The sequence below is a fragment of the Marivita sp. genome (genome assembly GCF_017643905.1).
Lineage (GTDB): Bacteria > Pseudomonadota > Alphaproteobacteria > Rhodobacterales > Rhodobacteraceae > Marivita.
Genome location: NZ_JAEPMO010000138.1, coordinates 1 through 11,084, shown reverse-complemented (window position 1 = coordinate 11,084; position 11,084 = coordinate 1). Strand labels below are relative to the sequence as shown.

Here is an 11,084-nt window from a genome sequence, read left to right as displayed (position 1 = left end):
TTCCAACAATTTCTGCTCTTAATCACATTATGCGACAGACCTCAAGTTCATGGATGTACGTCCGATGACCATCGGCATGACGCCCTGTCTTGTGCAGCGGGTCAGCTATACGGCTGGATTGGGCTACGAGATCTACTGCGAACCAGTGGCGCAGCGGCAGCTCTGGCACACGCTTTGGACTGCCGGACAGGAGTTTGGCATGCGCCCCTTCGGGATGCGCGCGATGATGTCGCTGCGGCTGGACAAGTTCTTTGGATCCTGGCTGTCTGAGTTTTCGCCGGATTACACGCCCGGAGAGACCGGAATGGACCGCTTTATCGCGTGGTCAAAGAATGCCGATTTCATCGGACGGGCCGCCGCTGAGGCCGAACGCGCCAATTCGTCGGATCGGGTGCTGTGCGCATTTGAGGTGGCCGTAAACGACGCCGATGTGAACGCCTATGAGCCGATCTGGATCGACGGAGCTGTGCAGGGCTTCTGCACTTCGGGCGGCTATTCGCACCATGCGGGCAAATCCATCGCGCTTGGACTGATCCCGCGCATCTATGCGCAGGACGGTCAAAAAGCGCAGATCGAAATTCTGGGCGACATGTGTGACGTGACGCTTATCACCACTCCGCTCTACGACGCTGACGGGGCACAGATGCGCGGTTAGACTGCGGGCATGACCCAGATAACAATCGTGATTCCCGCCGCCGGGGCCAGCCGCCGGATGGGCGAACGGGACAAGTTGCTCGAGCCTGTGGACGGAAAACCCCTATTGCATGGCGTTGCAGAACGGGCTTTGGCGGTGTGCGGGGATGTGATCGTCACCCTGCCCTCGCTCACCCATCCGCGCGCGAGCGTGTTGGAGGGTTTGTCGGTTCGGCAAATCCCGGTGCCAGATGCGGACGACGGGATGTCCGCATCTTTACGGCGCGCCGGAGCCTTGGTGCCGGACACGGCTGAAGGTGTGATGATCCTGCCAGCCGACATGCCTGATTTGACGGAAGACGATCTGCGCCATGTTATACAGGCGTTCAGCGATGCCAGTAGCGAGTTTCTGGTGCAGGCGACCGGTGCTGGTGGCACGCCGGGTCACCCGGTTATCTTTCCCAGCGACTTGCTTCCGGAGTTCCAGAACCTGACCGGAGACGCGGGTGCGCGGGCGATCCTGCAGGCCAACCGCCACCGTTTGATCCGCGTTGCCCTGCCCGGCGAAAACGCGCTGACCGACCTGGATACACCCGACGCGTGGACAGTTTGGCGGGCAAACAACCCTGACCGGTGATTGTGGATAAGTTTGCGGAAAAAAATGGGACGGCTCTCCCCAACCGTCCCATTCTGTCCAATCGCTGCCACTTTCGGGCGCAATCGGCTATAAATTCGCCGATACTTTAGTCGGTGAGCAAGACACTACTCAAGAAACACTTCAAAGCAAGTCAAAAATGCCCGTTTTGTGACCAAGCAGTTCAGTGACCACCGGATCACTTACGTTAGGGAACGCGCCATTCTCCAGTCCAGTTGTCGTCCGCGCTAAAAACAGCGCGTCTGTGCGGATCGATCAACTGCATGAGCTCAATCGATTCGATTTGGCAGATCAGCACCGTGAACCAGTCGCGGCTGGCGAGCTTGGTGTATGCATGGGCATTTGGGATCGGAGTGCCGGGCTTCGGGGATGCGCCGTAAGCGATGCGCGAGCCATCTGGCACGTTTTGCCAGCGATCACCGACATCCTCGCCTTGATGAATGGACACGCGTGTAGATAACCTCAGTTGCAGTTTGGCTTTTTCATCCCAGACCATCAGTTGAGCGCGCGGGTTGGCACGCAGCGACGTGACCTTGTCCGACCCGCCGTCGGTGTGGACTTCGACGGTGCCATCGCGTCGGCTGGCCCCCCGCAGAACGACCGTGCGTGCTTCGGGCGCACCTTCGGGCGATACGGTGGCAAAGACCGGGTGGCGCGCAGCGGCATGCCGGTCCGCCACCCCGCGCGTCAGCCGTTGCCAGCCGAGGTCCAGAAAGGCGGTAAGGTCGTGCGGGTCACTCATAGCCTGTCATCTCCAGATAGCCGCGCCCCGTATGAGAGCCTTGGACGGTGACGGGACCTTCCCAATAGGGAATGGACACCGCCATCCAGGCATCGGGGTTCAGTGCGGTGACAGTGACGTTGATGCCCTTGTCGGGCAGTTGTACCGCCCATTCCGTTGGTACCTCTCGTCCGGCAACGTCGTGCCAGCTCACAGGCTGCGCCGCGAAGGCCCCGTCAGGATAGGCTGTCGTCATGCCATCCGGCGCGATCCATGTGGCCGAGGAGAACGAAGTTCCATCGTCCTCGCGCAGCAGGAAGCCCATCAACTTGTCTCCGGTGTCGAAGGAGAGCGAGAACCAGTCCCAGCCCGATTGGCTGTCCGCCAAGGGTTGTGACGACCATTCCCGGTCGAGCCATGCCGACCCCGAGACCTCTACGTCGCCTGTTGGAAGAGTCAGTATGCCGGTCACCTCGTAGAACGGTTGAGAGTAATAATAGCTTGCCTGCCCTTGCGCTGACTTGACCGAAAACCCACCCTCGCCGTGAAAGACCAGTGGGCCTTTGGCTTGCAATCCGAGATCATAGGCAAAGGCTTGACCACGCGCGGTCAAGCGCTGGTCGTCGAAGGACGGTCCTGCCATTTGCCAATCGTCGATCCATGCTGCGAAAGGTTCCACGGTCACACCCGCCTGCCCGATCCCGCCGCGTGCGATGCGTTCGGCGACAAGATGCGTGTTGGGTGCGGTGACGGCAGCATGGGCGAACCAGACCTGCGGATCGGACCAGCCTTCGCGTGTTTCGGGCGCCAAGGCAGACCTGAACAACGTCCATTGAATGCCGTAGGCGGTGCCATCGGGCCCGGTGAGATTGGCGGTGAGATACCACCATTCGATCCGGTAGTCGGGATGCGCGCCATGGTCCTGCGGGAAATCGAACACCGGGTTGGGTGTCGGAACGGCAAAGGCATCGGCATCGGTGCCCAGCCCTGCAAATCCCTGCGCGGCCACCTGAACAGGCAGCCACAGTATCAAGAGAAGCGCCCTAGCGATCATTGGCGAACACCTTGAGCAGATCCGATGGCGGCGTGCGCGCCAACCGGATGGCCGGCCAGAGCGCGGCCAGCGCCGCCGCGAGCAATGCGAAGAGGGTCAGCAGCACATAGTGGCCGGGGAAGAGATAAATCGGGAGTTTCCAGCCAAACGCTTCGACATTGACATAGGAGAGCAGAACCCAAGCCAGTATCAGCCCAAGTGGAATTGCCAGCAGGGTCGTGACCATCGCAAGCACCACGGCGCGGATCAGTTCCAGTTGCCCCAGCTTGCGCCGGGTCAGCCCCAAAGCCCACACAGGGGCAAGCTGTGGCACCCGGATCGACGCAAGGGTCAGCAAGCTCATCAAGATGGCGAACGCGGCGACCGCGAGTGTGAGAATGTTCAACGCACCCGTGACCGTGAAGGTACGTTCGAACACGCCCAAAGAGAACGCCTTGATCCGCGACTGGTCGGTGATGGCGGTTTCGGGCAAGCCGTATTCTGCCGTCAATCTGTCGCGCAGCGCGGTCGGATCGTCTGTGCGCACCCCGAAGGACGTCGCCACAAGATCGGGATACAGGTCGCGGAACGCTGTTTCAGAGACCAGCGCCTGTCCCAGCGGGTTGCCGTAGTCGGCCACGATGGCGGCAATCGGCAAAATCAGGTTTGATGAGATGACCAAGCGGTCCCCGGTCCATAGATCCGCACGGCGGGCCAGTTGCTCACTGACCACAACTGCGCGACCGTCCTCAACCCGATCCCAGACATTGGGCGTGTCCTCAAGAAACAGCCAGTTGTCGCGGTAGGTCGGACCGACGCGAACACCGAACAGGTCGGTCGGAACCCCTGCGATCTCGGTCTCGGTCGACAGGAGCGGCAGAATCTCACGCGCTTCGGACAGAAGGATTGCTTCGACTTCCAGACTTTGCGCCTCGTCTTCCACACGGATGAACAGCTCGGGAGCCAGCCGTTGATCGAGGAAATCGACAAAGGTTACACGAAAGCTCGATACCATCGTGGACACGCCCACATTCGCCGCCGTTGCCAGCAAGAGCGCCATCAAGGCGAGGCTCAACCCCGGCACCTGTTGGCGCGTGTCGGCCCAGAACCACTGCCACATTGCAGTTCGCGCGCGCTGATTGGCGAATCCGACCGCACCACGCAGCAAGAGCGGCAGGATCAGAGCGGCACCGATCAACAGGCAGGCCAAGAGCGCGAAGGCAAGGGTCAGGCCCCGGCCCCAGATCGCGATAGCGCCGCCCACGACAAAGAGCAGCGCCGCCAACGCGCCAAGCCGCCAAGCGGTTTCACCCGAGGCGACAGCCCAGGCCCGTGGCCGCGCACTGGCCAGAATCGGCATCTTCGCAATCTTCCAAAGTGCGCCTGCGGCAGCCAAACCGGTGCCGAGAACCGCGATTGCCATACCCGAAAGCCACCATTCGGACCGCAATTGCAAAGTGCCCGCAACCGACGCGCCATAAAGCCCCTGAAGGGTCGCGGCCACGTTTGGCAAAAGAACGGCGGCAATCACATATCCCAGAGCCACCCCAATGGCGCCAGCCAGCAGCGCGAACACCACCAACTCCGAAATCATCAACCCAATCAACCGATTGAGCGGCACTCCTAAAGCGCGGAGCGTGCGGACCATGCTGCGGCGCTGCTCGAAGGCAAGGCTGATGGTGCCGTGTACGATGAAGATGCCAACAGCAAAACTGAGCAAACCGAAGGCGGTCAGGTTCAGGTGAAAGCTGTCTGTCAGCCGGTTTGCGCCCGTATCCTGCGCCGGCTGGCGGACAAGGCTGGGCGCGACCTCTGCCAACGAAGGCAGACCAATCGGTTGTGACGGTGCGATGATGAGGCGGCTGAGCGTGCCCTCTGCCGACAGGAGGGTCTGCGCCACGCCGATATCCGACAGCGCGACACCCGGCGCGATGCTTGGGTCCACGATGACCCGCTGTGACACCGTCCCTTCAAGCGCCTTTGCCACATCCGGTGCTGCAAACAGAACGCCCCGCGTCAGGAAATCGTCGAGGTTGGATTCGTCCTGCATCCCCACGGGCGCGATGGTGCCCGGTGCGGTCAGTGGATCGAGGCCGACCAGACGCACGCTGCCCGCCTCAGTGCGCAACCGGCCCTCAATCACGGGCGATACCTGCCACCCGGCACGGCGCAGCGCGATATACGAGGACTGGTCGATCTTCTCGCCAGTTCGGGGCAAAAGCTGGTCGAACTGCCCTTCGCCCAAAGTGGCCGCTGCCGCGTCATAGCTCGCGCGCGCCTCGGCATTGATGGCTTGCACACCAGACCAAAGCGCAGTTGCCAAAGCCAGCCCTGCAATCATTGCAAAGAATTGCAATCTGTTGCGACGCCAATGGGACAGAAGGGCTGTCAGCGCGGTTGGGATCACACCACGTGTCCCTGGCTGAGGTTCACATGGCGGCTCATCCGGCGCGCCACGCTTTGGGAATGGGTGACGATCAACAAAGCCGCGCCGGTTTCGCGCACAAGGCGCAGCATTTGCCCCAACACTTCGGATGAGGTGGCTTCGTCGAGATTGCCGGTCGGTTCATCCGCAAGCACAAGCTTGGGCCGGGCCGTCAAGGTGCGGGCGATGGCGACGCGCTGCTGTTGACCGCCAGACAGGGCCTCGGGGTACTTGTTCAGATGTTCGGTCAGGCCAAGCGCCTTGGACAGCCGCGCCGCTTGGTCGGCATCAAAGGCACCTGCCAGGCGCGCCTGAAACGCGATATTCGCTTCGACAGTCAGCGACGGAATAAGATTGAACTGCTGAAAGATCACACCCACGTCGGACCGCCGAAGTGCGGCCCTGTCAGTGTCGTTCATCGTGGTGATCTCACGACCGCCGACGGTGATCGACCCGCTGTCGACGCGGTCCAGACCTCCGATGAGATGCAGAAGCGTGCTTTTGCCCGAGCCCGACTCTCCGGTCAGGGCGAGTGTTTCCCCACGCTCAAGCGACAACGACACACCGCGCAGCACGGGCACGTCCCCATCCGCTGCGGGAAAGGATTTGGTCACGTCTTTGACAGTCAACACCATGTGCTTGAGCTATCACGCGGTACGGAAAGGAAAAGCCCGGACGTATAAAAAGCACCGCCGCACTTTGCCGCGTGTGATTGCGGTGCTACCTCGGGTGCCATGAGTGCGTTTATCCTATCACCAGAAACGGTCTGGAACCCCAAAGCGCTTGAGACCGGATCGGTTCCGCGCAAGGTACTACATCGCATCGCGTTCCTGCCAAAGGGCGGTGGCGCGGCACTGGCTGCGCGGGTGATTTTCGAGAACGAGCCGCTGCGCTATTTCATTGCCCTGTCGCCCTTCGTGGTCGCCATGTTCATCTGGCGCGATCTGGCCTTACCAATTTCGCAGGCTCCGGTGGCGATGATTATCGTGATCGGCTTTTTCGAAATGAAGGTGCTGCGGGTCTCGGCCGAAAAGCGCAAGACGTTGATGGACGAGGACGAGGCGGCGCGGGTGCTGGATACGTTGAATTTCCGCGCGCGGCGGGTGCTGACCAAACTGGCGGCGCTGCGGGGGCAGACCAGCGGCGAACTGATGCTGGTGGTCGAGCAGTCAGAACTGGCGCATATCACCCCTCTGACACTCGTGTCGGTGCAGACCCGCGAGGGCAAGCCGCGCATCCTGCCTTTGGCACCGGAGGAACGGGATTTGATTTCGGCTGAGCTGTTTGGTTCCGAGTTCACTGAACGGATGCTGCACAAGGCGAACCTGCGCGAAGATCTGTTTTTGCGATCCGTAAGCTTTGATGCGCGGGGTGTCTCGGGTCATGCGCGGTTGGCGGCCTTACTGGACGGACCCGCACCGCAGGAGGCCCCGGCATGAGCGTGAACGCGCAAACCGTTTCCGCAGGCGATGCATTGGAAGTGTTGCAAGCAGCATGGGAGGCGCAGCGCAGCGGTGCGCTGACCACATCGTGGATGCTGCATGGCAAGCCCGGCGTGGGCAAAACGCAGCTTGTCCAGACACTTGCGACCCAGATCGGCGCGCAGCTTTACGACATCCGCCTGACCACGATCGAACCGCAGGATCTGCGCGGCCTGCCCTATTACGATCACGAAACCCGCAAAACGCTGTGGTATCGGCCCGAGGATTTGCCAGACCAGCCGGACATGCCTGCTGTACTGTTTCTGGACGAACTGACCGCCGCGTCGCCTTATCTGCAGCCGACTGTCTATGGCCTGCTGCAAGAACGGCGCGTCGGACGACACACCCTGCCCGACAGTGTGTTTATCGTCGCTGCTGGCAACACGGTCGAAGACGGTGCTGTGGCTTACGAGATGGGCACGGCCCTGTCGGACCGGTTGGTGCATCTTCATGTGACAGCCAACGCCAAAGACTGGCTGGAGCGGTATGCAGTCGACCAATCGCTGCACCCTGCCGTCACGGCCTTTCTGCGCTCGCGACCTGACCTGCTGGACACTACCGAAGACAGCCTGCGCCGCGGAGATATGATCGCGTGCACGCCCCGGTCGTGGGAGCGTGTGAGCCTGATCATGCAGGCGGTGACCGACCGCCGCATCCGGGGCACGATGGTGGCCGGAACCATTGGCGTGGCCCCGGCTGCCGAGTTTGCCCGTGTGGCGGATGAACTGGATGCGATGGTGACGGTGCAGGACATGCTCGCCACCCCGCGTGGACAACGAATGGACCTATATCCCGAATCTTTGAACGCGCTGGTCGGGCTGATCTATGGGTTGGTTGCCCAGACCGATGCCGACACGATCCGCGATGTGATTGATGTCATGGCGGATATCCGGACGCTGAAATCCGAACAAGTGCGGGCGTTGCCCCTGGGGGAATTGTCAAGCTTCGGCTTCGAGCTTTTGATCCGGAAAGCGCTCGCACAAGGACTGCACGAGGCATTCCGGGGGGCGGAGGCTTACGCCGATTATGCCAAGGCGCGGGCCGAGGTCGGGGCACTGTAGTCCGGTGTCAGGGCAACACAGCCGACGCGCGCGAATGGCTTTGGCCCAAATGGGTGACGTGGACCCGGCAATAGCCGCGCTGGCGCTTTGGTGCACGCATCGAGACCATGATGGAACGACGGAAACTTATGGAGAGACAATCTATTACGGGCCGTCCTTCACGCAACTATCGCCACCCGAACAGATCGGTCTTGCGGCGCATCATGTGCTGCATGTCGCACTCCGCCATTCCGCGCGTCAGGCGGACATGGCAGCACGACTGGGGCGCAGGTTCAAGCCCAAGCTTTACACGCTGGCGGCAGATGCCATGGTCAACGAGGCGCTGCTGGCGGGGGGACATGCGCTGCCCCGTCCCGCCGTCCGCGCAAAAGAGCTGATCGACCTGTTGCCGGGCCTCGACACGGTCGCGCCAAACATCCTGGCCGAGTGGGACACCGACCGTCTGTACCACGCACTTGCGGCACCGTTGGACGGCGACCCGTCTCAGGTGAACCCGGCGGTCGACGATTACATGCTCAAACGTCGGTTCGCACCAGATCTGTCCAGCAAAGGATCGTTTGAAACCGAAAGCGATGTGTGGGCCACACGGGTCGAACAGGCTTTGGAGTTAGGACGCTCGGCAGGTGTCGGCATCGGTCCTGCTTTGATCCGGTTCGGGGACCTGCCGCACTCTACTGTCCCTTGGGAACGGCATTTGCGGCGTCTGTTGCTCAAGGCCGTCAGTGACGTCCCGCGCCCGTCCCATAAACGTCCTGCCGCGCGCTGGGTGGCGCAAGAAGCTTTGGCTCGTGCGGCAGGCGCGCCATCCCCTGCATTTCAGGCCGGATTGGCCCGCGACCAGCGCCGCCCACGGATCGTGATCGCGCTCGACACGTCAAGTTCTGTGACCGACACGCAATTGGACCTGTTCGGGGCCGAAGTCCTTGGCATCCAGCGACGCAGCGAGGCCGAGTTGCACCTTTGGGGGTTCGACACAACACTGCACAGCCAGACCCGGCTCGAGAGCGCCGATGCGTTGCAGCAACTTCAGATCAGACGCGGTGGAGGGACGGATTTCGCGCCCGTGTTCGACATGTGCCGCAGGTTCGATTCGTCGTTGTTGATCGTCCTGACCGACCTTGATGCGCCATTGCCTCCGGCCCCGCGACATGAGGTGATCTGGGCCGTCCCCTCGCCGGCACCCCGACCTCCGGCATACGGAACGCTGATCCACATGACACGATAGCGCGGGAGCGGCTGCCAAAACCTTTGCCGGACAGACCATATAGGCGTAGCGTGGACCTAGAGCGCCCCAAAGCGACGGAGGAGACCATGACCATGCGCAGCTTTCGCTACGGCCTCGCCCTGTTTCTCACGGTCCTGTCTGGCGCCGCCACTGCGCAGGACGGCAATGTCACAATGGGACAACAGATCGCCGAGGAATATTGTGTGGCCTGTCACGTGATCGACCGCGGCGGCCCCTTTAAACTGGAGCCTCCCAGCTTTGCCGCCATCGCGGTCTATCGGTCGGCCGAGCAGATCCGAGCACGGATTGAGCAACCGATACATGCCGCTATGCCGCGCTACACCCAGTACATGATCGGCGGCAATATCGACGACATGGTCGCCTATATCACCTCGCTTGGGGATTGAGCGGACACAGCAATCACCAAGACGCAGCTTCGACGGCGCGCTTCATGTAACCGAGATGGAAACGACGCAGCGCATGCGTCAGACCAGCGAGTGACCCTTGATCGAAAACCTTAAATTGCCGACTTACGAGAGTTACGATGACATGCTGGCCTGTAGCGCATGGACCGCAGGTCTGGACGACCTCAATACGCATCTGGCCAACACGCTGTCACATTGGGGGCAGCACGTTGAACTCAATGGCAACCTTTTCTATGCGCATAGAGATCCGGACTATCGGCACAAGGGTCTTCTCGAACGGTTCGATGGCAAGCGGAGGAACCTGTTTTGGCTCGCCCGCCAATCAGCGCATCTGTTCGAAGTTGGCGTAAACGGCGGTCACAGCCTTTACCTTGCTCTGTCAGCGAACCCGACGCTGCGCGTGACCGGGGTGGACATCTGCAAACAGCTGTCCCCAACCTGGGCGCGTGTCGACATCTATGTACCTGCGGCCTTTGCCTGGTTAAGATACGCGTTCCCCGGGCGCTGCCGTTTTATCACCGGGAACTCGCTGGTCGAACTGCCGAAATACGCCGATGAAAACCCGTGCGAGACCATTGACCTTCTGCATCTGGACGGGTCGAAAGACACGCATCTGCGCGAATTTCTGGCGTTGAAGCCGTTGATGCCAAAAGGCGCATTCCTGTAGCTGGACGAAACGAACGTGGGGCCTGTTCGCATGTCCATGCGCCAAATCCTTAAGCTTGGTCTGGCGGAAAGAGTTGATGCCGATCACCCCAGCCTGCTGGATTTGCCCGGCCACAAGGTTCTTCTCGTGACGTGACGTGATGCGAAACGGGTCGGTAGAACAGGTCTGATGAGGTGGTGCCCAAGGCGAGACTCGAACTCGCACGCTGTTGCCAGCGGGGGATTTTGAATCCCCAAGCAAGATTTTTCGCCGAAACGACGAACAACTGAAAAACAAGTAAAAATATATTATTTTCAATTATTTAGCCCACCACCCTCACCCTGCCTTACTCTGCAAAAGCAAGTATGCTTGAACCAAATCCTGCGACCAAAAACACAAAATACGCACAAAACCTGCTTCACCTCAGACCAATGAGCCAAGCCAATCAAGTCAAGTTTTCAAGATGACGAATGTGGAAGCATCGCAAAGCTTGCACCTACCGAACCAGCACAGTTTGCAGACACGAATGACAACCAGCATCCCGCGCGACCCACCCCGTTCAAAGTGCAGATGCACAAAAACCGTGCAGTTCATCTTGCCTGCACGGATTTTCCACACGACCCACCAACATACATCCGAGATGTTGCTTTTGTGCTGAACCACCAGCACGATGGCTACTGGGAGCCTACATCCATAGAGGGACATCCAGCCAATGACCCAGCTTGGTTCAATCACGAACAATCACCTGAGCATCACCTGCAAGTGTTGCCAGCATCATA

The 11,084-nt window shown here is 60.6% G+C and carries 11 protein-coding genes, 1 tRNA gene and 1 pseudogene; 8 read left to right on the top strand and 5 right to left on the bottom strand.

Translation table 11 applies throughout. The features are described 5' to 3' along the window. Nucleotides 1-34: 34 nt before the first annotated feature. Both JJ869_RS18485 and JJ869_RS18480 read left to right on the top strand, forming a co-directional pair. A pseudogene (locus JJ869_RS18485) lies at nucleotides 35-655 on the top strand (glycine cleavage T C-terminal barrel domain-containing protein); the annotation flags it as partial. Between the two features lie 9 nt (nucleotides 656-664). Beyond that, the gene (locus JJ869_RS18480) at nucleotides 665-1,270 is read left to right on the top strand and encodes a nucleotidyltransferase family protein (protein ID WP_292269334.1); all 606 of its coding nucleotides are present in this window, start codon (nucleotides 665-667) and stop codon (nucleotides 1,268-1,270) included. 205 nt (nucleotides 1,271-1,475) lie between these two features. Here JJ869_RS18480 and JJ869_RS18475 read toward each other — a convergent pair whose 3' ends face one another. The 4 genes from JJ869_RS18475 to JJ869_RS18460 all read right to left on the bottom strand — a co-directional run bounded on the left by JJ869_RS18475 (nucleotide 1,476) and on the right by JJ869_RS18460 (nucleotide 6,102). Beyond that, nucleotides 1,476-2,030, bottom strand: a complete 555-nt coding sequence (locus JJ869_RS18475; protein ID WP_292269332.1) for a pyridoxamine 5'-phosphate oxidase family protein — start codon at nucleotides 2,028-2,030, stop codon at nucleotides 1,476-1,478. Next, on the bottom strand, nucleotides 2,023-3,063 hold the full coding sequence (locus JJ869_RS18470) for a lipocalin-like domain-containing protein (RefSeq protein WP_292269330.1): 1,041 nt from the start codon (nucleotides 3,061-3,063) through the stop codon (nucleotides 2,023-2,025). The genes JJ869_RS18475 and JJ869_RS18470 overlap by 8 nt, the downstream gene beginning before the upstream one ends. Continuing rightward, the gene (locus tag JJ869_RS18465; RefSeq protein WP_292269336.1) at nucleotides 3,053-5,383 is read right to left on the bottom strand and encodes an ABC transporter permease; all 2,331 of its coding nucleotides are present in this window, start codon (nucleotides 5,381-5,383) and stop codon (nucleotides 3,053-3,055) included. Before JJ869_RS18465 ends, JJ869_RS18470 begins: the two co-directional genes overlap by 11 nt. A gap of 62 nt (nucleotides 5,384-5,445) precedes the next feature. Next, a complete protein-coding gene (locus tag JJ869_RS18460) occupies nucleotides 5,446-6,102 on the bottom strand; it encodes an ABC transporter ATP-binding protein (RefSeq protein ID WP_292269329.1) in 657 nt (218 codons plus the stop codon). Between the two features lie 99 nt (nucleotides 6,103-6,201). On the opposite strand from JJ869_RS18460, the gene JJ869_RS18455 reads away from it, so the two are divergent. From JJ869_RS18455 to JJ869_RS18435, 5 genes are all read left to right on the top strand, one after another. Next, nucleotides 6,202-6,906 (top strand): hypothetical protein, encoded by a 705-nt coding sequence (locus tag JJ869_RS18455; RefSeq protein WP_292269328.1) that lies wholly within the window; start codon nucleotides 6,202-6,204, stop codon nucleotides 6,904-6,906. Then, nucleotides 6,903-8,009 carry a MoxR family ATPase gene (locus tag JJ869_RS18450; protein ID WP_292269326.1) on the top strand — a complete coding sequence of 369 codons (1,107 nt, stop codon included), beginning with the start codon at nucleotides 6,903-6,905 and terminating at the stop codon, nucleotides 8,007-8,009. The genes JJ869_RS18455 and JJ869_RS18450 overlap by 4 nt, the downstream gene beginning before the upstream one ends. After that, nucleotides 7,975-9,234, top strand: coding sequence for a VWA-like domain-containing protein (locus JJ869_RS18445; RefSeq protein WP_292269324.1), 1,260 nt, complete (start codon nucleotides 7,975-7,977; stop codon nucleotides 9,232-9,234). Before JJ869_RS18450 ends, JJ869_RS18445 begins: the two co-directional genes overlap by 35 nt. An 86-nt stretch (nucleotides 9,235-9,320) precedes the next feature. Next, a complete protein-coding gene (locus tag JJ869_RS18440) occupies nucleotides 9,321-9,641 on the top strand; it encodes a cytochrome c (protein WP_292269322.1) in 321 nt (106 codons plus the stop codon). A 97-nt stretch (nucleotides 9,642-9,738) separates the two neighbouring features. Next, nucleotides 9,739-10,326 (top strand): class I SAM-dependent methyltransferase, encoded by a 588-nt coding sequence (locus JJ869_RS18435; RefSeq protein ID WP_292269321.1) that lies wholly within the window; start codon nucleotides 9,739-9,741, stop codon nucleotides 10,324-10,326. A 174-nt stretch (nucleotides 10,327-10,500) separates the two neighbouring features. Here the strand turns inward: JJ869_RS18435 and JJ869_RS18430 are convergent. Continuing rightward, nucleotides 10,501-10,633: transfer RNA gene (locus JJ869_RS18430), tRNA-Leu, on the bottom strand. Between the two features lie 242 nt (nucleotides 10,634-10,875). Here JJ869_RS18430 and JJ869_RS18425 point away from each other — a divergent pair. Further along, a partial coding sequence (locus tag JJ869_RS18425; RefSeq protein WP_292269319.1) for a hypothetical protein occupies nucleotides 10,876-11,084 on the top strand: 209 nt, incomplete at its 3' end.